The sequence below is a fragment of the Stenotrophomonas lacuserhaii genome, assembly GCF_039674585.1.
GTDB classification, from domain to species: domain Bacteria; phylum Pseudomonadota; class Gammaproteobacteria; order Xanthomonadales; family Xanthomonadaceae; genus Stenotrophomonas; species Stenotrophomonas pennii_A.
Genome location: NZ_JBDJNU010000025.1, coordinates 22,349 through 45,794, shown reverse-complemented (window position 1 = coordinate 45,794; position 23,446 = coordinate 22,349). Strand labels below are relative to the sequence as shown.

Annotated in this window: 29 protein-coding genes; 10 read left to right on the top strand and 19 right to left on the bottom strand. The window is 67.6% G+C overall.

Annotation, left to right across the window (positions count from 1 at the left end; all coding sequences use genetic code 11):
- Positions 1–30: 30 nt before the first annotated feature.
- The 4 genes from ABE522_RS11195 to ABE522_RS11180 all read right to left on the bottom strand — a co-directional run bounded on the left by ABE522_RS11195 (position 31) and on the right by ABE522_RS11180 (position 3,164).
- The gene (locus tag ABE522_RS11195) at positions 31–525 is read right to left on the bottom strand and encodes a hypothetical protein (RefSeq protein WP_346591759.1); all 495 of its coding nucleotides are present in this window, start codon (positions 523–525) and stop codon (positions 31–33) included.
- Positions 522–1,919: a PhoH family protein gene (locus ABE522_RS11190; RefSeq protein WP_346591758.1), complete on the bottom strand. Its 1,398-nt coding sequence runs from the start codon at positions 1,917–1,919 to the stop codon at positions 522–524. Before ABE522_RS11190 ends, ABE522_RS11195 begins: the two co-directional genes overlap by 4 nt.
- Before the next feature lie 85 nt (positions 1,920–2,004).
- Entirely contained in the window at positions 2,005–2,484 is a 480-nt protein-coding gene (locus tag ABE522_RS11185; protein ID WP_346591757.1) for a peroxiredoxin, read from the bottom strand.
- 119 nt (positions 2,485–2,603) lie between these two features.
- Entirely contained in the window at positions 2,604–3,164 is a 561-nt protein-coding gene (locus tag ABE522_RS11180) for a glycine cleavage system transcriptional repressor (protein ID WP_042615184.1), read from the bottom strand.
- Between the two features lie 163 nt (positions 3,165–3,327).
- Between ABE522_RS11180 and dapA the strand changes: the two genes are divergently transcribed.
- Positions 3,328–4,221, top strand: a complete 894-nt coding sequence (gene dapA / locus ABE522_RS11175; protein WP_346591756.1) for a 4-hydroxy-tetrahydrodipicolinate synthase — start codon at positions 3,328–3,330, stop codon at positions 4,219–4,221.
- 28 nt (positions 4,222–4,249) lie between these two features.
- Positions 4,250–4,798 carry a hypothetical protein gene (locus ABE522_RS11170; protein WP_346591755.1) on the top strand — a complete coding sequence of 183 codons (549 nt, stop codon included), beginning with the start codon at positions 4,250–4,252 and terminating at the stop codon, positions 4,796–4,798.
- A 100-nt stretch (positions 4,799–4,898) separates the two neighbouring features.
- Here ABE522_RS11170 and fdxA read toward each other — a convergent pair whose 3' ends face one another.
- Entirely contained in the window at positions 4,899–5,222 is a 324-nt protein-coding gene (gene fdxA / locus ABE522_RS11165; protein WP_042615187.1) for a ferredoxin FdxA, read from the bottom strand.
- A 513-nt stretch (positions 5,223–5,735) separates the two neighbouring features.
- Complete coding sequence (locus ABE522_RS11160) at positions 5,736–6,083, bottom strand: RidA family protein (RefSeq protein ID WP_346591754.1); 348 nt, start codon at positions 6,081–6,083, stop codon at positions 5,736–5,738.
- 181 nt (positions 6,084–6,264) lie between these two features.
- On the opposite strand from ABE522_RS11160, the gene mprF reads away from it, so the two are divergent.
- Entirely contained in the window at positions 6,265–8,823 is a 2,559-nt protein-coding gene (gene mprF / locus ABE522_RS11155) for a bifunctional lysylphosphatidylglycerol flippase/synthetase MprF (protein WP_346591753.1), read from the top strand.
- Here mprF and ABE522_RS11150 read toward each other — a convergent pair.
- The 4 genes from ABE522_RS11150 to ABE522_RS11135 form a co-directional block, all read right to left on the bottom strand.
- A complete protein-coding gene (locus ABE522_RS11150; protein WP_346591752.1) occupies positions 8,820–10,145 on the bottom strand; it encodes a virulence factor family protein in 1,326 nt (441 codons plus the stop codon). The genes mprF and ABE522_RS11150 overlap by 4 nt on opposite strands.
- Positions 10,146–10,224: 79 nt before the next feature.
- Positions 10,225–10,842: a DUF998 domain-containing protein gene (locus ABE522_RS11145; RefSeq protein WP_346591751.1), complete on the bottom strand. Its 618-nt coding sequence runs from the start codon at positions 10,840–10,842 to the stop codon at positions 10,225–10,227.
- Positions 10,839–11,009 carry an oxidoreductase-like domain-containing protein gene (locus ABE522_RS11140; RefSeq protein ID WP_192083205.1) on the bottom strand — a complete coding sequence of 57 codons (171 nt, stop codon included), beginning with the start codon at positions 11,007–11,009 and terminating at the stop codon, positions 10,839–10,841. The genes ABE522_RS11145 and ABE522_RS11140 overlap by 4 nt, the downstream gene beginning before the upstream one ends.
- A gap of 43 nt (positions 11,010–11,052) precedes the next feature.
- Positions 11,053–11,655 carry an HD domain-containing protein gene (locus ABE522_RS11135; protein ID WP_346591770.1) on the bottom strand — a complete coding sequence of 201 codons (603 nt, stop codon included), beginning with the start codon at positions 11,653–11,655 and terminating at the stop codon, positions 11,053–11,055.
- A gap of 231 nt (positions 11,656–11,886) precedes the next feature.
- On the opposite strand from ABE522_RS11135, the gene ABE522_RS11130 reads away from it, so the two are divergent.
- Positions 11,887–13,047, top strand: coding sequence for a tetratricopeptide repeat protein (locus tag ABE522_RS11130; protein WP_346591750.1), 1,161 nt, complete (start codon positions 11,887–11,889; stop codon positions 13,045–13,047).
- Between the two features lie 4 nt (positions 13,048–13,051).
- Here the strand turns inward: ABE522_RS11130 and ABE522_RS11125 are convergent, their stop codons facing one another.
- Positions 13,052–13,387, bottom strand: coding sequence for a zinc ribbon domain-containing protein YjdM (locus ABE522_RS11125; protein ID WP_042615086.1), 336 nt, complete (start codon positions 13,385–13,387; stop codon positions 13,052–13,054).
- A 123-nt stretch (positions 13,388–13,510) separates the two neighbouring features.
- Between ABE522_RS11125 and ABE522_RS11120 the strand changes: the two genes are divergently transcribed.
- From ABE522_RS11120 to ABE522_RS11110, 3 genes are all read left to right on the top strand, one after another.
- Positions 13,511–14,872 carry an Hsp70 family protein gene (locus ABE522_RS11120; protein WP_346591749.1) on the top strand — a complete coding sequence of 454 codons (1,362 nt, stop codon included), beginning with the start codon at positions 13,511–13,513 and terminating at the stop codon, positions 14,870–14,872.
- 243 nt (positions 14,873–15,115) lie between these two features.
- Positions 15,116–15,409 carry a YkgJ family cysteine cluster protein gene (locus ABE522_RS11115; protein WP_083492053.1) on the top strand — a complete coding sequence of 98 codons (294 nt, stop codon included), beginning with the start codon at positions 15,116–15,118 and terminating at the stop codon, positions 15,407–15,409.
- 11 nt (positions 15,410–15,420) lie between these two features.
- Positions 15,421–15,600: a hypothetical protein gene (locus ABE522_RS11110; RefSeq protein WP_042615088.1), complete on the top strand. Its 180-nt coding sequence runs from the start codon at positions 15,421–15,423 to the stop codon at positions 15,598–15,600.
- Between the two features lie 63 nt (positions 15,601–15,663).
- Here ABE522_RS11110 and ABE522_RS11105 read toward each other — a convergent pair whose 3' ends face one another.
- Genes ABE522_RS11105 through ABE522_RS11095 form a run of 3 tightly spaced genes read right to left on the bottom strand, consistent with a single transcriptional unit; the run spans position 15,664 to position 17,711 of the window.
- On the bottom strand, positions 15,664–16,554 hold the full coding sequence (locus ABE522_RS11105; protein ID WP_346591748.1) for a DUF4097 family beta strand repeat-containing protein: 891 nt from the start codon (positions 16,552–16,554) through the stop codon (positions 15,664–15,666).
- Positions 16,555–16,581: 27 nt separating this feature from the next.
- Positions 16,582–17,118: a hypothetical protein gene (locus ABE522_RS11100; RefSeq protein ID WP_346591769.1), complete on the bottom strand. Its 537-nt coding sequence runs from the start codon at positions 17,116–17,118 to the stop codon at positions 16,582–16,584.
- Between the two features lie 17 nt (positions 17,119–17,135).
- Positions 17,136–17,711: an RNA polymerase sigma factor gene (locus ABE522_RS11095; protein ID WP_346591747.1), complete on the bottom strand. Its 576-nt coding sequence runs from the start codon at positions 17,709–17,711 to the stop codon at positions 17,136–17,138.
- 127 nt (positions 17,712–17,838) lie between these two features.
- On the opposite strand from ABE522_RS11095, the gene ABE522_RS11090 reads away from it, so the two are divergent.
- The 3 genes from ABE522_RS11090 (at position 17,839) to ABE522_RS11080 (ending at position 19,415) form a co-directional block, all read left to right on the top strand.
- Complete coding sequence (locus tag ABE522_RS11090; protein WP_101100372.1) at positions 17,839–18,027, top strand: hypothetical protein; 189 nt, start codon at positions 17,839–17,841, stop codon at positions 18,025–18,027.
- 36 nt (positions 18,028–18,063) lie between these two features.
- The gene (locus ABE522_RS11085) at positions 18,064–18,645 is read left to right on the top strand and encodes a mechanosensitive ion channel family protein (protein ID WP_346591746.1); all 582 of its coding nucleotides are present in this window, start codon (positions 18,064–18,066) and stop codon (positions 18,643–18,645) included.
- A gap of 419 nt (positions 18,646–19,064) precedes the next feature.
- Positions 19,065–19,415: a DUF3301 domain-containing protein gene (locus tag ABE522_RS11080; RefSeq protein WP_346591745.1), complete on the top strand. Its 351-nt coding sequence runs from the start codon at positions 19,065–19,067 to the stop codon at positions 19,413–19,415.
- 42 nt (positions 19,416–19,457) lie between these two features.
- Here ABE522_RS11080 and ABE522_RS11075 read toward each other — a convergent pair whose 3' ends face one another.
- The 5 genes from ABE522_RS11075 to petA all read right to left on the bottom strand — a co-directional run bounded on the left by ABE522_RS11075 (position 19,458) and on the right by petA (position 23,430).
- A complete protein-coding gene (locus ABE522_RS11075) occupies positions 19,458–19,931 on the bottom strand; it encodes a ClpXP protease specificity-enhancing factor (protein WP_346591744.1) in 474 nt (157 codons plus the stop codon).
- 78 nt (positions 19,932–20,009) lie between these two features.
- Positions 20,010–20,645: a glutathione S-transferase N-terminal domain-containing protein gene (locus tag ABE522_RS11070; protein ID WP_123699408.1), complete on the bottom strand. Its 636-nt coding sequence runs from the start codon at positions 20,643–20,645 to the stop codon at positions 20,010–20,012.
- A 163-nt stretch (positions 20,646–20,808) separates the two neighbouring features.
- Complete coding sequence (locus ABE522_RS11065) at positions 20,809–21,558, bottom strand: cytochrome c1 (protein WP_346591743.1); 750 nt, start codon at positions 21,556–21,558, stop codon at positions 20,809–20,811.
- Complete coding sequence (locus ABE522_RS11060; protein WP_346591742.1) at positions 21,551–22,810, bottom strand: cytochrome b; 1,260 nt, start codon at positions 22,808–22,810, stop codon at positions 21,551–21,553. Before ABE522_RS11060 ends, ABE522_RS11065 begins: the two co-directional genes overlap by 8 nt.
- The gene (petA, locus tag ABE522_RS11055; protein ID WP_346591741.1) at positions 22,810–23,430 is read right to left on the bottom strand and encodes a ubiquinol-cytochrome c reductase iron-sulfur subunit; all 621 of its coding nucleotides are present in this window, start codon (positions 23,428–23,430) and stop codon (positions 22,810–22,812) included. The genes ABE522_RS11060 and petA overlap by 1 nt, the downstream gene beginning before the upstream one ends.
- Between the last annotated feature and the right edge of the window lie 16 nt (positions 23,431–23,446).

The following is a 23,446-nucleotide window of genomic DNA, read 5'->3' as shown; positions in this document are numbered from 1 at the left end:
CCATGCCCGCCTGCTCGATAGCATCCGCCGCTAGCCCTGTTTGCCCCCGTTGGCATGGAACTCGGAGAACGTGCCGAGCTTCGGGTCGAACAGCGCGCCCCAGAACATCGCACCGCCATCGCAGGCGCGCATCGCTTCGCGCGCCGGGTTGATGCCGCTGTCGTCCGGCAGTTTGAAGGCATTGACGTAGATCAGCTCGCGACCGTCGGCTTCGATGCCGACGTACTGGCGATCGTAGTCCTGCGGTGCGTCCACCTGGCCCGCCAGCTGCTGCAGCTGGGCCTCCAGCTGTTCGATCTGCAGGCGGCTGGGGGCCCAGTAGCCGGTCACCCGGCCGGCGTCGCGGCCGGGGCTGGGGCGCGAACAGGTGTCGAGCACCTGCGCGGCCACCACCGGCCGGGTCACCACCCAGGACTGCCCGGTCTTGGCCGCCGTGGGAACACTGGGCGGACCCTGTACGGTGCTGCAGGCGCCCAGCAGGGCACCCGCGGCCAGGGGCAACAACACATGCGTCAATCGGTTCACAGCACCTCCGATGCATAGTCGGCCAGCCGCGAACGTTCACCGCGTCGCAGCGTGATGTGCGCGCTGTGCGGCCAGTTCTTGAAACGGTCCACCGCGTAGGTCAGGCCGGACGTGGTTTCGGTCAGGTACGGCGTGTCGATCTGCTCCACGTTGCCCAGGCAGACGATCTTGGTGCCCGGGCCGGCGCGGGTGATCAGGGTCTTCATCTGCTTCGGGGTGAGGTTCTGCGCTTCGTCCAGGATCAGGTAGCGCGAGAGGAAGGTGCGACCGCGCATGAAGTTCATCGAACGGATCTTGATCCTGCTGGCCAGCAGGTCGTTGGTCGCTGCACGGCCCCACGAGCCGCCTTCCTGCGGCTGGGTCAGCACTTCCAGGTTGTCGGTCAGCGCGCCCATCCACGGCGTCATCTTTTCTTCTTCGGTGCCGGGCAGGAAGCCGATGTCTTCGCCGACGCTGACCGTGGCGCGGGTCATGATGATTTCGCGGTAGCGCTGCTGGTCCAGCGTCTGCGCCAGGCCGGCAGCCAGTGCCAGCAGGGTCTTGCCGGTGCCGGCGGTGCCGAGCAGGGTGACGAAGTCGATGTCCGGATCCATCAGCGCATTGAGCGCGAAGTTCTGCTCGCGGTTGCGCGCGCTGATGCCCCACACCGCATGGCTGCCATGGCGGAAATCATCCACCAGCGCCAGGTTGACCGTGTCGCCGGTGACCTTGCTGACGCGCAGCTCCACCTCGTCCTCGCCCGGCAGGTAGACGTACTGGTTGGGATACCAGTCCTCGTCCTCGTGCGCTTCCACTTCGTAATGCGAACGTCCCTTGTCGCTCCAGCTGCGCAGGTCGTTTGCGTGGCGCTTCCAGAAGTCTTCCGGCAGCTCGGTGGCGCCGGTATACAGCAGGCTGAAATCATCCAGCGCGCGGTCGTTCTCGTAGTCCTCGGACACGATCCCGGCGATGGCCGCCTTGATCCGCAGGTTGATGTCCTTGGACACGAACACCACCGGTACATCCGGTGATTCCTCCTGCAGCGCCAGGATCGCGCCGAGGATGGCGTTGTCCGGGATGACCTTGCCGAAGCTCTTGCCGGCGTCGAAATGGCTGGTCTGGAAGCGCAGCTTGCCGGCGCTGTGGACGCCGCGCAGCTGCAGGCCATGGGGTCGCTGCAACGGGATGCCTTCTGCCAGGTTGTCCAGCCCGGACGCCTGTACCAGTTCATTGAGGAAACGGCTTACCTGGCGGGCGTTGCGGCTCGCTTCGGAGGTGCCCTTCTTGCCATTGTCCAGTTCTTCGATCACCTGCATCGGCAGGTAGACATCGTGCTCCTCGAATTTGAACAGCGCGGTGGGATCGTGCATCAGCACGTTGGTATCCAGCACGTAGATGCGCTTGCCTCGGGTCATCATCGGTTCCTGGTGGACGGGCAGGGGAAAACCACCCCGGCCTGCACGTGGGCAGGGAGGTGGCGGACGAAGTAGGCGATGGGAGTCACTGTGCCTGGGCGGCCTTCAGTGCGTGGAGCACCGCATCGGCATGGCCGGCGACCTTGAGCTTGCGCCAGGACTGCACGATGCGGCTTTCCGGGGACACCAGGAAGGTGCTGCGTTCAATCCCGCGCACCTGCTTGCCGTACATGCTCTTCAGCTTGATCACGTCGAAGGCGCTGCACAGCGCCTCATCGCTGTCACTGACCAGCGCGAAGCGGAAACCCTGCTTGGCGCAGAAATTGTCGTGCGATTTCACCGAGTCGCGCGAAACACCGAGGACCACCGCGCCGGCCTGCTCGAACTGCGGCAGCAGGGCATTGAAATCGAGGCCTTCGGTGGTGCAACCCGGAGTGCTGTCCTTCGGGTAGAAGTACAGCACCAGCCATTGGCCGGCGAAGTCGCCGAGGGTGGCGTGGGCGCCGCCGGACAGTGCCAGCGGGAGGGACAGGGTGGTGCGGTCCAGGATGTCGCCGTTGTTCATGTGTTCCTTGCAGGGCCTGGGGTGGAGCCTTCGTCGAGCAAGCTCGACGCTACTACATCTGGACGCTACTACATTTGCATGAAACCCCGCACGCCCGTGACGGACGTGCGAAAAAACAGTCAGAACTTCATCGGATCCATGATCGCGTCCAGGTTCAGGTGGTCGCAGAACTCGAGGAAATCATCGCGCAGCGCGGCGATGTGCATGTTCGCCGGAACGCCGATGGTGACCTGCGCGCTGAACATTTCCGCGCCGGTCTGCATCGCACGGTAGCGGGTGCTCTGCAGGCTTTCGATGGTGATGCCCTGGCGGTCGAAGAAATCGGCCAGCTGGAACAGGATGCCCGGCTTGTCGGCGGCGATCACTTCCACGATGTAGGGCAGCAGGTTGGACTGTGCCTGCTTGGCTTCGGTGCGGTACCAGACCAGCTTGAGGCCTTCCTCGCGCTCCAGCCGGGTCAGCATGGCCTCCAGTTTGGCTACCGAATCCCAGGAGCCGGTGGCCAGCGCGGTGACCGACACATCACGGCCCACGGTGGACAGGCGAGCGTCCACCAGGTTGCAGCCGCTGTCGGCGATGCGGCGGGTGACAGGCAGCAGGGGGGACTCCGGATGCGTCGTGTAGGCGTTGATCAGGAGATGGTTTTCGCTGGGCGAAGGGCGCGGGGTGGTGTCGGTCAAGGCGATTCCGGGTAATGCGTGCGTGAGTCTGAATGCCCCCAACGGGCGGGGATTCACCGGTGTCCAGCATACTTGCCCGCGCTTTCGCGCCGCAAGTAACATGCAGGGCGGCCGGAGTTCCCTGCCGTCCCGTTTCTCCCCCCACAGCCACGAGCAGCACGCCTTGTCCCTTTCCGGCCTCATCACCGCGCTGGCGACCCCCTTCCGGGCCGACGGCTCCCTCGACATCGACGGTTGGCAGCGCCTGCTGCACCTGCAGCTGGAAGGAGGGGTGCGCGGCGTGGTCGTGGCCGGCTCCACCGGCGAAGCGTCCACCCTGTCCGATACGGAATACGACCAGCTGCTGGCCAGCGCGGTCGAGCGCATCGCCGGCCGCGTGCCGGTACTGGCCGGTACCGGCCTGTCCGGCACCGCCAGGACCATCGAACAGACCCGCCGCGCTGCCGCGGCCGGGGCGACCCACGCGCTGGTGGTGACCCCGCCCTACGTGCGTCCGACCCAGGCCGGGCTGATCGCGCATTACCGCGCCGTGGCCGACAACGGTGGCCTGCCGGTGGTGCTGTACAACGTGCCCGGCCGCACCGGCTGCGACATGCTGCCGGAAACCGTGGCTGAACTGGCCGGTCATCCGAACATCGTCGGCATCAAGGAAGCCGTGGGTGACAACGGCCGGGTAAAGGCGCTGCTGGCGCTGCGCAGCGACGGTTTCGCCATCCTCAGCGGGGATGACGGCACCGCCGCGCGCTCGATCCAGGCCGGCATGGATGGCCTGGTCTCGGTAGGCTCGAACGCGCTGCCGGGTGCTTACCGCCGCATGTGCGAGCTTGCCGCCGCCCACGATCATGATGCGACCGGAAGCTGGGACGCGCGCCTGCAGCCGTTCCATGATTTCTGTGGTGTCGAACCGAATCCGATCCCGGTCAAGGCGTTGTTGCGCCGGATCGGCATCGGCCATGACCTGCGCCTGCCGTTGCTGCCGCTGTCGGCAGCACACCAGCCCGCGGCCGAGCATCTGGCCGGCGACATCGCCGCGCTCGAAGCCCTTTCCAGCCACTGACCCCCTCGTGGCGTTCCAGGAGATTCCCATGCGTCAATCCGTTTCCACCTTCCGCGTACTGTCCATCGCGATCCTTGCCCTGGGCACCGTCGTGGCCACCACCGGCTGCTTCAAGAAGGGTGCGCGCGGCGATTACGCGCTGGCCCCGGAAGTCCGCCCGCTGGAAGTCCCGCCGGACCTGACCGCACCGGCCGGTGCCGGCAAGGCGTCCACCACCGGTGAAACCGGTTCGGTGCTGGCCTCGCAGGCGTCGCGCCCGGCCCCGGCGGCTGCCCCGGGCCAGGCTCCGGCCGCGCCGGCCAACAATGCCTCCGGCTTCAACGTCACCGCCGGCAAGGACCAGGCCTTCACCGACGTGGGTACCGCACTGGAGGCCATCGACGGGCTGACCATCGCCACCCGCGCCCAGCTGCTGGGTTCCTACGACGTGGCCTTCGAAGGCAGCAACTTCCTGGTGCGTGTCGTGGCGGTCAACGGCGGCTCATACGTGTCGGCGGTCGATCCGCGCGGCCTGCCGGCTACCGCCGATGCGCCGGTCAAGCTGATCGCCGCGCTGAAGGCCAAGCTGGCTCCGTAACGGGCGATGCCCGGTAGCGCCGAGCCGTGCTCGGCGTCACCTGCAGCACGAAAGAAGAAGGGCGCCCTCGGGCGCCCTTCTTCGTTGTCGTGCGCGCGGTTCAGCGCTCCAGCAGCGGCAGTTTGTCCGGCTTGCCATCCCAGTCGCCGGCGTCGGCGGGCGGGTCCTTGCGCACGGTGAGCACCGGCCATTCCTTCGCCAGTTCCGCGTTCAACCCCACGAACACTTCCTGTCCAGCCGGGACGTCGTCTTCGGGGAAGATCGCGTTGACCGGGCACTCGGGTTCGCACAGGGTGCAGTCGATGCACTCATCCGGGTCGATCACCAGGAAGTTGGGGCCTTCGTGGAAGCAGTCCACGGGGCACACTTCCACGCAATCGGTGTGCTTGCACTTGATGCAGTTTTCAGTGACGACAAAGGGCATGGGGGGAGGCGGATCCGTCTTTCAAGCCGCTAATTCTAGAACAGGTTGGGGTGGGGGTGGTCGAACCGGTGGAACCCGCCGGCGGCTGGCGGGTTGTGTGGACTCGGTGCGTGGGTCGGCCGGCGGGGCTGGGCGGGGGACGGCAGAAGCCGCTCCTGCGGGCCTCGTTTCGCGCCCTCCATGGCGCTCAACGCCCCCGCCCAGCCCCACCCCCCCGCCCCTGACAGGTTCCGGTGGCCGCCACCCGCGTATGAAAAAAAGAGAAAAGCGGTAGCGCCGGCCCATGGCCGCCATGGACCTGTCGAAGGTGGGGCGGGGTGGCTGTGCAGGACCGTCTTTTCGCATGGATGCGAAAAGCGAGCCTACATGGACGTACTTGCGGCGTGTCCTGTACAGCCGCCCCGCCCCGCCAACCCAACAGCCCTGCAGCTTTTGCCGTTGCCGTTGCCGTTGCCGTTGCCGTTGCTTGAAGAGCAGGTGCCGGGCGCAGCCCGGCAACACCTCAACACCCGATCACGGAACCGCGGCGGTCACCACGATCTCGACCTTCCACTCTGCATGCGCCAGCTTGGCTTCCACCGTCGCACGCGCCGGGGTCATGCCCGGCACCACCCATTCGTCCCACGCCGCGTTCATGCCATCGAAGTCGGCGATGTCGGCCAGGAAGACCTCCGCCCGCAGCACGTGCTGCTTGTCGCTGGCCACCTGCACCAGCAGCTTGTCGATCTCTTCCAGCACCTGCCGGGTCTGCCCGGTGATGTCCTGGCTGGTGTCCTCGGGGATCTGCCCCGACAGGTAGGCGACCTTGTTGTGGACGGTCATCTCGGACATGCGCGGACCAACATCGAAACGCTCCAACACGGGCGTGCTCCTCTTTCTGTGGACAAGCCCCATTCTGGCCCACCGCGCCCGGCTTGTGGTGATGGCAACGGCAGTGCAACAGCCGACCGCCCTCCTCTAGCCAAACCCCCGGCACGGGCGCACGATGCGCAGCTTCGCGCCGTTGACGCGCCCATCGCCCGTGCGGGTCCACTTTCCTTCCATGACCGAAGCCCCGCCTCCCGCGGCCCCCGCCCGCCAACGCATCAAGCGGCTGCTGACCATGGCGTTTCCGCTGCTGGTGCTGGCCCTGGCGCTGCACGGACTGGCCGGCGCCTTCGACCAACATGGCTACCGCGCGGTGCGCCAGGCGTTCCACGATCTTGGCAACGGGCAGGTGCTGCTGGCGGTGCTGCTGGCCCTGGCCAGCTATGCCTGCCTGGTGGGCTTTGATGCCATCGGCCTGCGCCGCAGTGGCGTGCGCGTGCATCCGGCGCGGATCGGCATCACCGCGTTCCTGGCGCATGCGCTGGGACAGACGGTCGGCTTTGCCGCACTGACCGGTGGCGCGGTACGGCTGCGCGGCTATCGCAGCGCCGGGCTGGACCTGGCCCAGATCGGCCAGGTGGTGCTGATGAGCACGCTGGGCTTCGTGTTCGGCGCCTGGGTGTTGCTGGGCGCCGCGCTGTGCCTGGAACCCGCCGCCGCCGCCCTGGCCGTTCCGCTGCGCACCGGGATGCTGCAGGCCGGTGGTGCGACGCTGTTGCTGGGCTATGCGGTGGCCATCCTGGCGGTCGGCCGCGGAGGGCGCACCTTCTCTTTCTTCGGCCATGCGCTGTGGTTGCCGGATCGCCGCACCATGCTGGCGGTGACCGCGCTCAGCGTGGTCGAACTGGTGCTCGCCGCTGCCGCGCTGTACGTGCTGCTGCCCGATTCCACGCCCACCGGCCTGCCCGGCTTCGTCGGCATGTACCTGGTGGCGGTGCTGGCCGGCCTGGTCTCCACCGTACCGGCCGGCTTGGGCGTGTTCGAATGGAGCCTGCTCAAGCTGCTGCCGCAGGTCGCGCCCGGGGCGGTGCTGGCCGCCGCACTGGTCTACCGCATCACCTACTACGTACTGCCCTTGCTGCTGGCCACGCTGCTGGCCACCGCGCCGGCACTGCGCCGTCCGCTGCGTGCCGGTGCCGGTGCCACCCGTGCCGGTTGGAAAGCACTGCGCCCGTGGCTGCCGCATATCGTCGCGCTTGCGGTGTTCAGTGTCGGCGCTGCGCTGATCGTGGACGGCACGCTGCCCGCGCCGCATCGGCACCTGCACACGGCCTCACTCCCCTTGCTGGAAACCTCGCACCTGCTCGGCAGCCTGGCCGGCGTGGTGCTGCTGCTGATCGGCCAGGGGCTGTCGCGGCGCAGCCATGCCGCCTGGATGCTGGCGCTGGCGATCTGCGTCGCGGCACCGCTGCCGATCTGGCTGCGCGGTGGCCAGGTGCTGATCGCGGTCGCTGCGTTGCTGGTGGCGGTCGCGCTGTGGACGGCACGTCGTGAGTTCTACCGCGAGGGCGCGCTGCTGGACCAGGCGTGGTCGTGGCCGTGGCTGCGCAACCTCGGCCTGGTGCTGGTGGCGGTGGTGTGGCTGCTGTTCTTCGTCTACAGCCATGTGGAATACCAGAACGAGCTGTGGTGGCAGTTCGCGCTGTCCGGCAACGCACCGCGCGCGCTGCGTGCGCTGCTGGTGGTGGCGATGGCGGTGGCGATCTTCGGCATCGGCCGGCTGCTGCACAGCACCCGCGGACCGCTGCCGGTGGCCGATGAGGCCACCCTGCAGGCGCTGGCGCCGGTATTGGCGGCCGCACGCGATACCCAGGCCTGCCTGGTGCTCACCGCAGACAAGGCGGTGCTGCGCGACGCGGCCGGGCTGGGCTTCGTGATGATGCAGCGGCATGGCGGTTCGCTGATCGCGATGGGCGACCCGGTGGGGCCGCCGGACGTGGCCCGGACGCTGATCTGGCGTTTCCGCGAAGAAGCGGACCGCCTTGGCCTGCGACCGGTGTTCTACCAGGTGGGCGAAGCCTACTGGCAGACCTACCTCGACCTGGGACTGGGGCTGGTGAAACTGGGCGAAGAGGCGATGGTGCCACTGCAGGAGTTCACCCTGGAAGGCCGCGACCGCGCCGACCTGCGGCAAGCCTGGAACCGGGGCAAACGCAGCGGACTGAGCTTCCGCGTGGCGGCAGCCGACGACGTACCGGCACTCATCCCGCAACTGTCGGCGGTTTCCAGCGCCTGGCTGGACGACAAGGCCGGCGAGGAAAAAGGCTTCTCGCTGGGCAGCTTCGCCCCTGCTTACCTGGCACGTTTCCCGGTGGCGCTGGTGGAAGCGGAAGGCCGTATCGTGGCCTTCGCCAACCTGTGGCACGCACCGGCCGGGCACGAGCTGTCGGTCGACCTGATGCGGCACCTGCCCGATGCCCCGAAGGGCACGATGGACTTCCTGTTCATCGAACTGTTCCTGTGGGGACGCGAGCGCGGCGATACCCGGTTCTCGCTGGGCATGGCGCCGCTGTCCGGGCTGGCCGATCACCGCCTCGCCGGCCGCTGGTCACGCGTGGCCTCGCTGGTGGCGCGCCACGGCGAGCGCTTCTATGGATTCAGCGGACTGCGCCGCTTCAAATCCAAGTTCGCCCCGCAGTGGCGGCCGCGCTACCTGGCCGCGCCCGGTGGCGTGCACCTGCCGGCCGCACTGCTCGATGCCACCCGCCTTATCTCTCTCGAGCCCCGCCACTAGCGCGCAGCGGCGTTGAGGATCTCCCGGGCGAGGCGGTCGTGGTCACCGTTGAAATGGTGGTCGCCGGGCAACTGCAGCACGCGCGCGCCCGGCGGCAGGTCCGGGCACAGGGCGTCGGCGTCCTTCTGCCCGTAAATACACAGGGTCCTGTCGGCGGGCAGGCGGGCGATCTCCGGTGCGATCGGCAGGCCGTCATCGTTGCTGCCCAGCCAGTTGCTGACGTGGAATTCGAAGTCGGCCGTGCGCCCCACCGACAGCAGCGCGATCAGTTCCACCTGCGATCGCAGCGCCGGTGCCAGCCGGTTGATGCTGGCCGGCAGTACATCGGCACCCTGGGAAAAGCCGATCAGCAGCAGCTTCGGACGCTGCCAGCGCTGGCGGTAATAGTCGGCGATGCGGGTCAGGTCGGCGGCGAAACCGGCCGGCGTGCGTGCGCTCCAGAAGTACCGCAGTGAGTCCACTCCGACCACCGACACACCCTGCGCGGCCAGCGCCGCGGCAACGTCCTTGTCCAGTCCCGCCCAGCCGCCATCACCGGACACGAAGATGGCAACGGTATCGCCGGGCACGGTCGAAGGCACCTCGACCACGGGCAGGCCATCGAGGTCCTTCGGGGCAGGCGCCACGTTGACCCCGGGTGCTTCGCCCAGCACCCGCGCCGCGGCCAGCAGGCCAGGCAGTGCATCGCCGCGAGCAGTACGGCGGAAGGTGCGTGCCGAAGCGATCGTCTGCTGGAAGGCACGCGCCTGCGCACCGCTGTCGGCCGCCAGCCACGGCAGCGCAAGCGGCACGGGTTTCAGCGTGCCATCGACGATGCCGGCGCCACAGGCCATGCGCTGGTTGTCCGCGCCCGGCTGGAAGCCGGTGGTCAACGCGCCGGCGAATACGCCCTCGCCAGCCTGCGCCGCCAGCACATAGGCGAACCGGGCGCCGTCGCCATCGCCGGCCAGCAACGGCAGGCGATAGCCCGGCAGGTGCAGCCACGCCTGCAGCCAGCGCGAGAAATTCTCCACGTCGCCTGCACCGAACGCGCAGGGCGCACTGCCTTCGCGCTGCAAGGCGTCCTGCACCTGCCCCATGTCGACCGACACCACCAGCGCGCCGGCCGCGCGCAGGGCATCGCGTTCGCGCTGCGCCGCTGCGGCCTTGCCAGTGGCATGGAACCACACCACCACGCGCTGCACCGGGCCCGGTGGCGGTTGCACCGGCACCTGCTGGAACCTGCCGTGGCTGGCTGGCTGCACCGGCTGTGCAACAGCCACGCAGGGCGCCAGCACACACCACGCCAGCAACGCGCGAGCATATTTCCCACCTGACCGCATGCAGCATTCCCCTCGCCTTTGACGTGCGTCCACGATACGCCCGGCAGGCGCCGGGGTGTGTGCCGGGACGGGTGTCCGCTCAGCGTGCGTCGCGTGCGTGGCGCCAGCCCGACCATGCCAGCCACAGCAGCCAGCCGACGATCACCGCGATCACCAGTTTCTGGCCTGCCCCGCGCGGCGGCCCCCGCCACAACACGTGCAGCCACAACAGCACGAAGGCCAGCCACGCCCACCACCACAGCACCGCCGCCGCGCGCTTCCAACCGGGTTCGCGGCGCAGGTACCAGGACTGCAGCAGCATCGCCACGCTGGCGCACAGGAATGCGGTCATCGCCGAAAGCCCGTGCACCAGCGGCCACGCAAGCGGGGCCCGCCCGGGCAGCCAGCTGTCCCCCACCGCCACCCCTGCCAGGCCCAGCCCGGAACACACGAACAGCAGGGCGGCGGCGCCACTGCGGCGCGGACCGCGCAGCTGCCGGTACATCGAAAGCCCGAGTACCACGATGGCGCCTGCCAGCAGGCAGTACGCCATGCGCAGCGCAAGCCCCCAGGGTCCGTGCAGATACAGGCTCAGGGTAGCGGTGACCCAGTCAAGGTCAGCGCGCGCGAACTGGGTCCACAGGGCGGTCGCCACGAACAGCAGCAAGGCCACCATCGCCACGCCACTGGCGCTGCGAAGGCCGCGTGCGCGGTTCATGGCGCGCCTGCCTCCGGATGCCGCAGCAACCACGCCGCCAGCGCCTGCCGATAGTTCTGCAGCGCTTCGCTGTACAGGTCGAGCACGCACAACGGGCAACCACTGCCGCAGCATTCGTTCGGACCGGGCGCTTCCGGCGGGATCGGACGGGGATCGGGATCAGTCACGCAATCAGGCCAACAGGACAGGCCGCCAGTGTAGCGGCCGCTGTCAGGGCCCGGCCACCCGCAGCAGGTTGGCCCGTGCCGGTGCGTCGAAATGCTGGTGGAACAGGTCGCTGAGGTAGATGCGCGGCTGCCGCGCCAGGTTGCGCAGGAAGCGGCGACGGCCGGCGCGGTAGAGGAAGGCCGGCACGCTGCCGGCATACTCTTCGGCCACGCCGCGGTCATAGGCATCGAACACTGCTTCCGGCGCGCCGAGGATGGCCATGTCGCAGTCCAGGAACAGCGCCGCCTCGTCGTCGACATCGCCGGGCTGCAGGCTGCCGTGGCGTGCGGTCAGCAGGATCAGTTCGCGCACCCGTGCCACGTCGATGTCCTGTTCGGGCAGCCACTGTGCGATGGCCTCGGCAGCGAGCTCAGCCGAACGCGCCTCGTTGTCCTTGCGCCCGCTTGCATAGATCGCATCGTGGTACAGCACGGCCAGGTAGACCTCGCGCGGCTGTTGCCATGGCGCCTGTTCGGCGACCCACTGCGCGTGCTGCAGCAGGGCGCGCACATGGCCGAAGTGGTGGTAGGCGCGCGGCGGCGATGCATAGCTGGCCTGCAGTGCGTCCCACTGTCCGGCGGGCAGGATGATCGGCTGGAATTCCATGTGCTCAGGATGGGCCAGCGAGTCGCCGCGGCGCAAGCACTGGTCATTCTTTCACCACCCGTTCACGGTGCCTGCAACGAAAAGCTCGGTGCCACTTATGCACAGCTTTCTGCGTGCATGGTCCACACCCGCTGTGGATGACCGCCAGGCATCCGACCAGCGGTGCAGCGGCAGGCAGGCGCGGCGCTATGCTCGTGGCCGTGGCGCATGCCGCGCCCGCGGAGAATGGCGATGACCCGCCCGTTGCTGCCCGTATTGGTGGCGTTCGCCACGCTTGTGCTGGCCGCCGCGCCGGCGCTGGCGCAGTCAGCGGCGCAGGCCCCTGCCGCATCGTTTCAGGGCGCGCTGCCGACGGCTGCTCCACCCCCTTCCCCAGCGGAGGTACTGGCCATCCCGCCGGGCCTGTCCGCGCTGCTGCAGGCCCGCGTCATCGATCCCGGCGGCGGCCGCGGACCGCAGCTGCTTCGACTGGCGGAAATGATCTTCGACCGCGACGGCATGGACCTGCAGTACGACGCCGGGGCGACCTACACCATCGAAGAGACATGGCAGCATCGTCGCGCCAACTGCCTGTCCTTCACCCTGCTGTTCGTCACCCTCGCGCGCCATATCGGCATCCAGGCGCAGGTGCAGGAAGTGGCGCAGGTGGTGTCGTGGTACCAGGATGCGGGCGTGCTCTACAACGTCGGCCACGTCAACGCGGGCATTGAATTCAACGGCCGCCGTGGCACCGTCGACCTGGACCGCAACGTGCTGTACGACCGCGACGGCCCGCGCCCGATCAGTGATGCGCGGGCGCTTGCCCACTTCTACAACAACCGCGGGGCCGAACGGATGGAGGCCGGTGACGTGGCCGGTGCACGTGCCTGGTACGCTGCGGCACTGCACCAGGCCAGCGATTTTCCTTCGGCGTTGAACAATCTCGGCGTGCTGGAAACCCGCCGGGGCAACCTGGCCCTGGCGCGGCAGCATTACGCCGATGCGCTGCGCATCGCGCCGCGCAATCCGGCCAGCCTGGCCAATGCCAGCAACCTGCTGCTGCGACTGGGCGAAACCAGCGAAGCGGCACGCCTGCAGTCCCGCCTGCGCAGCGTGCGGCAGAGTGATCCGTTCTTCCAGTATGTGCTCGGCACCCAGGCCGAACGTGCCGGTGATGCCAATGCAGCCATCACCTATTACCGGCGTGCGCTGCGTCTGTACGACAGCGCACACCAGTTCCACTTCGCGCTGGCCCGGGCCTACCTGATGGCCGGCCAGCTGGAGCGCGCCAATGGCGAACTGGCGCGCGCGCAGGCGTTGGGCGGTGCGGCCCTGCAATCGCGTTACCAGGACAAGCTGGACAGCCTGCAGCGCTGGCGGCGGCAACAGGCCAGCGCGCGGCTGGGCCGCTGAGGCATCAGGCCTTCTTGAGGAAACAGGTTTTCAGCACCAGGCCCTTGATCTTGTCCGAGTTGCCTTCGATATGCTCGGCATCGTCTTCCACCAGGCGGATGTTGCGGATCACCGTGCCCTGCTTGAGCGGGATCGACGAGCCCTTGACCTTCAGGTCCTTGATCACCGTGACCGTGTCACCGGCAGCCAGCACGTTGCCGTTGCTGTCCCGTACCACCACGCCGGAACCGACACCTTCCTCGGCGGTCCACTCGAAGCCGCAGTCGGCGCAGATCATCAGGGCACCATCGGCATAGGTATTTTCAAGCGTGCATTGCGGGCAGGCGGGGGTGGCGGACATCGGGCGAAACCTGGCTGTAGTTCAACAGCGTCCATTGTAACCGCCCGCCCGGGCGGACCGGCCCTACCGCTGGGCCGGCCGGCGCGCTACAGTGCGCGGCCCTCGAAACAGCGGAACCCTACCATGCGCCTGGGCATCGACTTCGGCACCAGCAACTCCGCCGCAGCCATCGTCCGCGATGGCCAGGTGCAGCCGATCCGTTTCGGTGACGCCGACCAGTTCCGCACCTCGGTGTACTTCCCCGGCATCATGCAGGACCCCGGTGAGTTCAAGCTTGAACCCGGCCAGGAACATGAGCTGCAGGCGCTGATCGAAGCGGCCGCCGCCCAGGCCCGCGCCAACGGCCAGGTGCGCCCGCTGGAAGCCCTGCGCCGCGAGGCGCTGCTGTCGCTACGCCGCCAGTGGATGGAAAAGCGCATGGCCGAGCCGCGCAGTTCCAGCCAGCTGCTGCAGAACGCGGTGTATGGCGATGACGCGCTGGAAGCCTACTTCGAGGAGAACGAAGGCAACCTGGTGCAGAGCCCGAAATCGATGCTCGGCTACAACCTGCATCCGCGCGCTCGCCAGACCATCACCGGGATCGCCACCCACATCCTGGAGCACATCCGGCTGACCGCCAGCGCGCAGCTGGGCGCGCCGGTGCGCGAGGCCCTGCTCGGCCGCCCGGTGCAGTTCCGCAGTTCCATCGGCGATGCCGGCAACGACCAGGCGCTGGCGATCCTGCGCGAAGCTGCGCTCGGTGCCGGTTTCGACGAAGTGGCCTTCATGGAAGAGCCCGCCGCGGCCGCCATGCACTACCACGCCACCAGCGGGCAGGCGCACGAAGCGATCATCGTGGACATCGGCGGCGGCACCACCGACATCGCCCATGCCCGCGTGGGCGGCGGCGAACCGCCGCGCATCCACCGCGCCTGGGGCATCGCCCGCGGCGGGACCGATATCGACCTGGCGCTGAGCCTGGCCGCCTACATGCCGCTGTTCGGCCGCGGCATCACCCGGGTGCCGACCCACCACTACGTGGAAGCGGCGATGGTGCAGGACATGACCCGCCAGCGCGACTTCCGCCAGCACAGCTACGACCACGTCGAAGACCCGTATGGCAGCCGCCTGCAGGCGCTGCAGGACACCGGCAACACCGCCCGCCTGTACCGTGAGGTGGAGCGTGCCAAGATCAGCCTCAGCGGCGCCACCGAACACGCCAGCCCGCTGCCGTTCATCGAAAAGGGGCTGCAGACGGAAACCTCCGCCGAGGGCCTGGGGCAGGCCGCGCACGGCTACCTTGGCCAGCTGCGGGAGCTGCTCGACCAGGTCCGCCAGGACATCGGCCAGGCCCCGGATGCGGTGTTCATGACCGGCGGCATGTCCCGCGCCGGCTACCTGCGGCAGGCCGCCGCCGATGCCTTCCCCGAGGCCCGCCAGGTCCATGGCGATGCCTCCTTCGGCGTCGTGCAGGGGCTCGCGCTGGCCGCAGCGGGCTCGCATTAACATATCTCCGCACGATCCGCGTTAAACTCGACCAGCTTGACATTCACCTGCGCCTACCGCTGACGTGCCGCCCTTGTGGCGCACGCCGCGCGCTCCAGTGCGCAGCCGCCCCTTGCGGGCCCTGTGGCCATGCTTTTCTTGGCGCTGCCATGACCACGCACCCGCTCCGAGCCGCGATCGAGACCATCCTTGGGCATTACGAAGGCCCACGAGGCCTTACAACCTGAGCAGACCCCCGCCTCCATCGACTGCCGTCGCTGTGACGCGGTGTGCTGCCGGATGCCGGTGTGGTTGATGCCGGGCGATGACGTCCCCATCTGGTTCGTTGAAAGCGACGGCCACGGCGGCCGCCGCATGGCGCAGAACGAAGAAGGCTGGTGCGCAGCCATCGACCCGTACCACCTGCGTTGTTCCATCTATACGCAGCGTCCCGCCATCTGTCGCCAGTTCGAGATGGGCGGCGATGACTGCCAGCGTGAACGGCAGGACTACCAGCACCAGGCGCTTGCCTGGAACCCTCCCCACCCTTCCACCTGACAGGAGCACCCATGCCCCGCAAGGCAAAGACCCCCGCGAAGGCCAGCAACACCATCCGCAACGAGCGCAAGGGCGGTTCATCGTCCACGCCCAGCAGCAACAGCATCGCCGCCGACCTGGCCGCGTTCCGCAAGGCGGGCGGCAAGATCGAAGTCCTCGGCAACACCTGGTCGCTGAAGAAAGCCAGCTGACCGCGTCGGCGACCGCGGCGGCAGCACCGCCGCGGCCGGCCAAGGCTGGCCCCTGCCAACGGGTCAGCGACCCAGCCGGACCCGCACGCCACCGGAATGCGATTCCAGGCTGATGTCCCCATCGCCATTGCCCAAGCGGGTATCCAGCGAGCTGCCAGGGCCGTAACGCGGCCGTTCCACCGTGCCGGCGTCGCTCTGGATGGAGCCGCTGAAACTGTTCACCGACAGCTGCGCGGACACGTTGCGCGGCAGGTGCAGGGAGATCGGCGCACTGACCGATTCCACGCTGATCCGCCCGCCCGGCGCCAACGCCGCCGCGGACAGCTCGACCGTGCCCGATACCGTCTCCACGACCATGCGCTGGGTGCGCCCGGCCTCTACCTCCACCCGGCCGGACACCGACGTGGCGCCGATTTCGCCGGACAGCCCGCCACCGGCCCGGATGCTGCCACTCACCGTCCGCGCGTCCATGCGGGGGGTCTGCACCTGCGCGTCGACATCACCGCTGACAGTGTTGAGCGTGCTCTCGCCGCTGCGACCGGCAGCACGCAGGTCACCGCTGACCGTGTTCGCCTGCAGGCGCTTGACATCGATCGCGCTGATGTCCAGGTCCGCGCTTACCGTGCCCAGCTGCAGCTCCACCGCACGCGGAACGCGCAGTTCCAAGGTGGCGCCGCTGCCGTTGCTGCGCCGCGGGTACTGCACTTCCCAGCGTACCCGGTTCGCGCTTTTTTCCTGTTTCAACGTCAATCCTTCGGCGAGCGTGCCGGTGAGCTGCACCTCACTGCGGTCCCAGCCACGTACCACCACCTTGCCGGCGATGTTGCTCAGTTCGATGCGTCCGCCGCTGGCGATGGCGTGGCGTTCATCGATGCGGGTGTCCGCCAGCGCCGGCAGGGACAACAGCGCAAGCGCGGTGAACAGCAGCGAGCGGCGTGGGATGGAAGCGTTCATGGTCATGCGTACTCCTGATGGATCGGGTCAGCTGGGCAGGCCGGTGGCGGACGTCGCCGCCTGCCGGGTCAGTTCAAGGCGCAGCGCATAGGTGCGTTGCAGCTGGTCAAGCAGGTAGCGCGAACGCGGGCTCTGCGCCAGCGCCGCATGGATCTGGTCGGCACTGTCATCGAGCTCGCGCAGCGCGGGGCGCCATTCGGGTGCATCGACCCGCGGCAGCGCCGCGATGGCCTGCCGGTAGTCGGCGCTCATCACGCTGGCCTGCTGCTGCAGCACGCTGGACGTGCCCGGCGTCTGCGATGTCAGCGGCATCGTCATCGGCGCCACCCAGTACAACGCAACGCTGGCGGCCAAGGCCGCGCCGGCTGGCAGTGCCCAGCGCAGGCGGCGCCGTGCGGGGCGGCCGTGGCCCAACGTGCGCGGCGGGTCCGCCACGATCGGCGGCCGCGGCGGCAGCGCAGCCTGCAACCGTGCCCAACCGTCCCCCGGCGGCGCCAGCTCCCTTGGCAGCGCGCGCAGGCGCTGCTGCAGCGCATCGTCGGTGTGGTCGGTGTGGTCGGTCATACGAGGGTCTTCGTGGTTCATGTCATGTCTCCCAGGCGCGCGCGCAACAGGCCGCGTGCTCGATGCAACTGTGCCTTCGAACTGCCGACCGCCATCTGCAGCTGTTCGGCGATCTCAGTGTGTTTCCAGCCTTCGATGTCATGCAGTACCAGCACGGCGCGCGCGCGCGGCGGCAAGGTGGCCAGCCCCCTTTCCAGATCGCGTTCGGTCCCGGCGCAGCGGTCATGCACGTGCATTTCCGGCAGGTCCAGGTCCGCATCGTCCAGGCTGGCGTGGGCCTGGTTGCTGCGTGCGCGCAGCTCCATCAACGCGGCGTTGACCGCCAGCCGATGCAGCCAGGTGGCGATGCTGCTGTCCATCCGGAAGGCCGGCAGCGCTTTCCATGCCTGCAGGAACGCTTCCTGCAGCGCATCTTCGGCACGTGCCTGCTGGCCGCCGCACAACCGCCACACCACCGCGAACAGGCGCGGCGCATGCCGCCGGTACAGCTGCTCGTAGGCGGCCACATCGCCCGCGGCGGCAGCCCGCACCACCGCCGGTTCGTCGTAGGCAGGCAGGCTTGTATCCAGTGTGGGCGTGAGCGTGTCGAGCATGACCCTTGGATGCGGCGCCTGCGGAAAAGGTTTAAAGCGCTTGAGCGGGAGGCGGCGTTAAACCTTTCGGCCCCCGCCTGCATCCAAGCCCGGTACCCAGCGGCCACCCCGGCCACGGAGAAGGCCCATGTCCACCCCCGCCGCCAGCGGCCTGCTTGCCATCCTCGTCTGCGGCCTGCTGCAGGGCAATCCCCTGCAACTGCAGGTGCGCCTGCAGGGCAACCGCGCCTGCCTGCTGCAACAGGGCGTAGTGGCCGCCTGTGCCGACCTGCCCGGCGCCATGGCGATGGTCGATCCCCGGGCCGGGCGCAGGTAACATCGACCTCCCCCTGCGTTACCGGATGTCTGTTCCATGCAAAAGTACCTGCCGCCGTGGGCCCATGCCTGGCTGGAACAAGCGGAGACGGCCCTGCTGGTGCTGGCCGCCCTGCTGGCCGCCTGGCTGCTGAAGCTGGTGCTGCGACGGCTGATCCGCCGCTTCGCCGCGCACTACACCCTGCCACCGGAAATGGTGATGGGCGCGCGCCGGATCACTACGTTCGTCATCTATTTCGGTACGCTGCTGGTGATCCTGCGCATCCTGGGCACGTCCGGAACGGTGCTGTGGACGGCTTTCACCGGGTTCGCGGCAGTGGGCGCGGTGGCGTTCTTCGCGGCCTGGAGCGTGTTGTCGAACATCTTCTGCACGCTGTTGATCTTCACCACGCGGCCATTCCGCCTGCACGATTACATCGAAGTGCTGGAGAACGGCGAGAAGCCGGGGCTGAAGGGGCGGGTGATCGACGTGAACCTGATCTACACCACGCTGCAGGAAACCGGCGACGGACACGAGGGGACGGTGCTGCAGCTGCCGAACAACCTGTTCTTCCAGCGGACGGTGCGGCGGTGGCGGGATCCGTCCACGGCGCCGGGTGGCATCCAGGGCGACGGTTGAGGTCGGTCGAACAGGTGGGAATCCCCTCGCGGGTGGTGGCTTTCACGCTGCCGCTGGGGTGGGCCGGGCGAGGAGGCTATGCGGGGCACGCGCAAGTACGTCCATGTAGCGCTTCGCGGCTCCTGCCGCTCAAGGCCCCGCACAGCCTCCCCGCCCGGCCCCCTGACAGGTTCCGGTGGCCGCCACCCGCGTAAGAAAGAAGACGAAAAGCGGTAGCGCCGACCCCAGCGCGGCGGGGCCCCGCCACCCCCCCACCCCCCCCCCCCCCGCCCGCCCACTGCCCCACGCTTTTGACGTTGACGTTGCTGTTGACGTTCGCTTCAAAGCCCGCGCGCAGCGCGCAAACCACACCCCAACGCTTGAACTGCGCCATCCGGTGCACCATCTTGTGGGTTCCTACTTCAATCAGTGCGCCGACCATGCCCACCCTGATCCTGCTGATGATCGTCGGCGCCTTTGGCTACGCGTTCTGGAATTCGTCGCGCGCGGCAGCCGAGCGTGCCGGCGTACTCGGACGCAACGCGTGCAAGGCCGCCGACGTGCAGTGGCTGGACCAGAGCGTGCACGCCATCGGCCTGAAAGTGGCGCGCGGCGACGACGGGCGCCTCTGCTTCGAGCGCACCTTCAAGTTCGAATATTCGTATGACGGCATCGATCGCCATGTGGGCAGGATGGTCCTGCGTGGCGATGAGCTGGTGTCCTTCAGCGGGCCCGGCGCGGCGCGGATCAGTGCGATCCGCCCCGACGTGGATGACGCCGAAGACGTCTGAGGACGCGCGAAGGGAGCGACCATCGTCGCTCCCCCGTCAGGGTTACTTCACCACGCGCAGTTGCGGGCGACCGCTCGGGCGCGGCGGCGGATTGCCGTCCGGCGGCGTGTCATCCGGCGGCGTGCCGTCAGCGTCAGCGGACACGTCTTCCAGCGTCACCTCTTCCTCGGCCGGTTCCGCGCCGATGATGTCATCCGGCAGCGCCATGCCCTGCCCCGTTTCACGTGCGTACACCGCCAGCACCGCGCTGATCGGGACCTGCACGGCGAAGCTCACGCCGGAGAAGCGGGCCGAGAAGCCGACCGACTCGTTGTCGATCGCCAATCCCATCACCGCGCGCTCGGCGATGTTCAACACCACCCGGCCGTCCCTGATGCTGGACGGCGGCACTTCTACGCCAGCAACGCCGGCATCCACCAGGATGTGCGGGGTCAGCTGGTTGTCATTGATCCATTCCACCAGGGCGCGCAACAGGTACGGGCGGTGGCTGGTCATCCGGAAGAATTCGTCAGTCATGCGTGAAGTGTACGCGCCCGCCCCCCCTGCGTGGCAGGGGAGCGGGCGGACAGTTGGCAAACAGTCGGGAAGTGCAGGTCAGCCCGGCAGGTCGCGGAGCTTCTTTTCCTGCTCGGTCAGGCTGCGGATGAAACCGGGGTGGCGGAAGATCCGGTTGCCATAATCCTCGATCGCCTTGCCGTCCTTCGGCAGCGGCACGTCCAGCGCCTGCAGGCGCCAGATGATCGGCGCAACCGCACAGTCGGCCAGGGTCATTTCCGGATTCAGGAAGAACTTGCTGGCCTTGAACAACGGCACCGCGCTGGTCAGCAGTTCCTTCAGGCGTTTGCGGCCCGCTTCGGCCTGGGTCTTGTTGCCCAGCTGGATGGCCTGCACCTGCGGCACCCAGTCGTGCTCGATGCGCAGCATCGCCAGCCGGATGCGCGCACGCGACAGCGGATCGACCGGCATCAACGGCGGATGCGGATAGCGCTCATCCAGGTACTCGCTGACCACCGAGGCCGCATACAGCACCAACTCCCGCTCCACCAGAGTGGGCACGGAGTGGTACGGATTCAGATCGATCAGGTCTTCGGGCGGATTCTGCGGATCCACCGGCACAAAGTCATAGGTGACGCCCTTGGCCGCAAGGACCAGACGCACCCGATGACAGAGCACATCGTCGTTCGAGGAAAACAGCGTCAGGGTATTACGCATGCGTACGCTCGCCGCCATCAAAGGCTCTCCAACGACAGGAGTCCGCCTGCCGCATCGGCGCTGCCGGACCATTTCCGACAGTCGACTCTTTCTCGAGTGTGCAACCGACGCTCACAAAAGCCAATAGGCCAAGGGTATTGAGCCGCGGATTGACGTACACGCCGCCGCTATGCCGCAGTCGTCAATGGACATCCTTCCAGTAGTCCTTCTTCAGCAGGTACAGCAGGAAGGTCAGGAAGGCCAGGAACAGCACCACCCAGACACCCAGCTGCTGGCGCTTGAGCGCGGCAGGCTCACCGGCGTAAGCCAGGAAGTTGGTGATGTCACGCACTGCCTGGTCGTACTGTCCGGGATCGACATTGCCTGGCGCGCGCAGCTCCAGCGCCAGCACCGGCGGATCCAGCCCCGGCGCCTCCGGCTTGCCGTGCACGGCATGCTGCAGGCCCTGCATCTGCCACAGCGGGTTGGGCATGGACGCGTTCGGGAATACGGTGTTGTTCCAGCCCAACGGGCGGCTGCTGTCCAGGTAGAACGACTTCAGGTACGTGTAGACCCAGTCCGGGCCGCGCACCCGCGAGATCAGGCTGAGATCGGGCGGCATCTTGCCGAACCATTTCTCCGCTTCGGCCGTGGGCATGGATACCGGCACCGGATCGCCGATCGCCGATCCGGTGAAGTTGAGGTTGTTCATCACCTCTTCTTCGGTCAGGCCGAGGTCGGCGGCCATGCGCGAGTAGCGCAGGTATTTCAGCGCATGGCAGCTGGAGCAGTAGTTCATGTACAGCTGCGCGCCGCGCTGCAGCGACGCACGGTCACCGAGGTCGTTGCCGGCCTGCAGCATCTTCGCCGTGCCTTCGGCGGCAACGGCCAGGCCGCTTGCCAGCAGCATCGTGGCCGCCAGGGCCATCCGCACCATCCAGCGCTCAGTCATGCGTGGTCACCCTTTCCGGTACCGGCTTGGTCTTGTCCAGTCGCGTCCATATCGGCATGGTGAGGAAGAAGGCGAAATACAGGAAGGTCAGCACGCGGCCCACCCAGGTTTCCCACACCGCCGTGCCCGGGCCGGAACCGATCACCCCCAGCCAGACGAAGCACACCACCAGCACGCCCAGCATCACCTTGGAGATCCAGCCGCGATAGCGCACCGATTTGACCTTGCACTTGTCCAGCCAGGGCACCAGGAACAGGATGGCGATCGCCGAGAACATCACGATCACCCCACCCAGCTTGTTCGGGATCACCCGCAACATCGCGTAATAAGGGGTGTAATACCAGACCGGCTTGATGTGTTCCGGGGTCACCAGGCGGTTGGCCTCGGTGAAGTTGTCGTGTTCCAGGAACTGCCCGCCGAAGGCCGGCGCGAAGAAGATGATGAAGGCGGCGATGACCAGCAGGAACCCGGCCCCTACCGCGTCTTTCATCGTGTAATACGGATGGAACGGGATGCCGTCGGCGGGCGCGGTCGCTGACCAGCGGTTGCCCTTCGGCCCCTTCTTGATTTCCACGCCATCGGGATTGTTCGAGCCCACCTCGTGCAGGGCGCCCAGGTGCAGCACCACCAGCAGCAGCAGCACCAGCGGCAGCGCGATCACGTGCAGCGCGAAGAAGCGGTTGAGCGTGGCGTCGCTGGGCAGGTAGTCCCCCATGATCCATTCGGTCAACCCGTTGCCGATCACCGGGATCGCGCCGAACAGGGAAATGATCACCTTCGCGCCCCAGAACGACATCTGGCCCCACGGCAGCACGTAGCCCATGAAGGCTTCGGCCATCAGCACCAGGTAGATCAGCATGCCGAGGATCCACACCAGTTCGCGCGGCTTCTGGTAACTGCCGTACAGCAGCCCGCGGAACATGTGCAGGTAGACCACGATGAAGAACAGCGAGGCACCGGTGGAATGCATGTAGCGGATCAGCCAGCCCCACTCCACGTCGCGCATGATGTACTCGACCGAGGCGAACGCTTCGGCCGCGCTGGTCTTGTAATGCATCGTCAGGAAGATGCCGGTGACGATCTGATTCACCAGGATCAGCATCGCCAGCGAACCGAAGTAGTACCAGATGTTGAAGTTCTTCGGCGCGTAGTACTCGCTGACGTGCTTGCGGTACACCGGCATCAGCCCGGGGGCCCGTGCATTGACCCAGTCGGCGACACCGCTGGCGGTGCGGGCAAGGATATTGGCCATCAGGCAGTTCCCTCCGGATCCACGCCGATGATCAGGGTGTTGTCATCCTGGTAGTGATGCGGCGGCACCAGCAGGTTGGTCGGGGCCGGGACATCGTTGAAAACCCGCCCGGACATGTCGAAGCGCGACTTGTGGCAGGGGCAGAAATAGCCACCTTTCCACTGCGCGTCGTACGGTTCGGGGCGGATCTCGGCGACCATCTCCGGGGAACAGCCCAGGTGCGTGCACAGCCCGACCAGCACCGACACCGCCGGCTTTATCGAGCGCAGCTCCGGGTTTTCCTTCAGCACATAGTCCGGCTGCTGGTCCTGTACGGACGATACGGGATCCTTCAGCCGGCCATCCAGGCTGGGCAGCGCCTCCAGCACGGCCTTGGATCGCTTGACGATCCAGATCGGCTGCCCGCGCCACTCCAGGATCAGCCGTTGGCCTTCCTGCAGGGCACTGATGTCGGCGCTGATCGGTGCACCGGCCAGCTTGGCACGTGCACTGGGATTCCAGGACTTGATGAAAGGAACTGCGACGAAACCGACGCCGACCGCCCCGACCACCGCAGTGGTAGCGGAAAGGAAACGGCGACGTCCATGGTTCACTGGATCGTATACCCCATCGTTGGCCATCCGGCACTCCGATATT

What these genes read in the sequence shown, in the direction of transcription:
- ABE522_RS11190 (WP_346591758.1), bottom strand. Translation starts at nt 1,919, where the DNA reads ATGACCCGAGGCAAGCGCATCTACGTGCTGGATACCAACGTGCTGATG.
- ABE522_RS11185 (WP_346591757.1), bottom strand. Translation starts at nt 2,484, where the DNA reads ATGAACAACGGCGACATCCTGGACCGCACCACCCTGTCCCTCCCGCTG.
- ABE522_RS11170 (WP_346591755.1), top strand. Translation starts at nt 4,250, where the DNA reads ATGCGTCAATCCGTTTCCACCTTCCGCGTACTGTCCATCGCGATCCTT.
- fdxA (WP_042615187.1), bottom strand. Translation starts at nt 5,222, where the DNA reads ATGCCCTTTGTCGTCACTGAAAACTGCATCAAGTGCAAGCACACCGAT.
- mprF (WP_346591753.1), top strand. Translation starts at nt 6,265, where the DNA reads ATGACCGAAGCCCCGCCTCCCGCGGCCCCCGCCCGCCAACGCATCAAG.
- ABE522_RS11150 (WP_346591752.1), bottom strand. Translation starts at nt 10,145, where the DNA reads ATGCGGTCAGGTGGGAAATATGCTCGCGCGTTGCTGGCGTGGTGTGTG.
- ABE522_RS11145 (WP_346591751.1), bottom strand. Translation starts at nt 10,842, where the DNA reads ATGAACCGCGCACGCGGCCTTCGCAGCGCCAGTGGCGTGGCGATGGTG.
- ABE522_RS11135 (WP_346591770.1), bottom strand. Translation starts at nt 11,655, where the DNA reads ATGGAATTCCAGCCGATCATCCTGCCCGCCGGACAGTGGGACGCACTG.
- ABE522_RS11130 (WP_346591750.1), top strand. Translation starts at nt 11,887, where the DNA reads ATGACCCGCCCGTTGCTGCCCGTATTGGTGGCGTTCGCCACGCTTGTG.
- ABE522_RS11125 (WP_042615086.1), bottom strand. Translation starts at nt 13,387, where the DNA reads ATGTCCGCCACCCCCGCCTGCCCGCAATGCACGCTTGAAAATACCTAT.
- ABE522_RS11120 (WP_346591749.1), top strand. Translation starts at nt 13,511, where the DNA reads ATGCGCCTGGGCATCGACTTCGGCACCAGCAACTCCGCCGCAGCCATC.
- ABE522_RS11110 (WP_042615088.1), top strand. Translation starts at nt 15,421, where the DNA reads ATGCCCCGCAAGGCAAAGACCCCCGCGAAGGCCAGCAACACCATCCGC.
- ABE522_RS11105 (WP_346591748.1), bottom strand. Translation starts at nt 16,554, where the DNA reads ATGAACGCTTCCATCCCACGCCGCTCGCTGCTGTTCACCGCGCTTGCG.
- ABE522_RS11100 (WP_346591769.1), bottom strand. Translation starts at nt 17,118, where the DNA reads ATGACCGACCACACCGACCACACCGACGATGCGCTGCAGCAGCGCCTG.
- ABE522_RS11095 (WP_346591747.1), bottom strand. Translation starts at nt 17,711, where the DNA reads ATGCTCGACACGCTCACGCCCACACTGGATACAAGCCTGCCTGCCTAC.
- ABE522_RS11090 (WP_101100372.1), top strand. Translation starts at nt 17,839, where the DNA reads ATGTCCACCCCCGCCGCCAGCGGCCTGCTTGCCATCCTCGTCTGCGGC.
- ABE522_RS11085 (WP_346591746.1), top strand. Translation starts at nt 18,064, where the DNA reads ATGCAAAAGTACCTGCCGCCGTGGGCCCATGCCTGGCTGGAACAAGCG.
- ABE522_RS11080 (WP_346591745.1), top strand. Translation starts at nt 19,065, where the DNA reads ATGCCCACCCTGATCCTGCTGATGATCGTCGGCGCCTTTGGCTACGCG.
- ABE522_RS11075 (WP_346591744.1), bottom strand. Translation starts at nt 19,931, where the DNA reads ATGACTGACGAATTCTTCCGGATGACCAGCCACCGCCCGTACCTGTTG.
- ABE522_RS11070 (WP_123699408.1), bottom strand. Translation starts at nt 20,645, where the DNA reads ATGGCGGCGAGCGTACGCATGCGTAATACCCTGACGCTGTTTTCCTCG.
- ABE522_RS11065 (WP_346591743.1), bottom strand. Translation starts at nt 21,558, where the DNA reads ATGACTGAGCGCTGGATGGTGCGGATGGCCCTGGCGGCCACGATGCTG.
- ABE522_RS11060 (WP_346591742.1), bottom strand. Translation starts at nt 22,810, where the DNA reads ATGGCCAATATCCTTGCCCGCACCGCCAGCGGTGTCGCCGACTGGGTC.
- petA (WP_346591741.1), bottom strand. Translation starts at nt 23,430, where the DNA reads ATGGCCAACGATGGGGTATACGATCCAGTGAACCATGGACGTCGCCGT.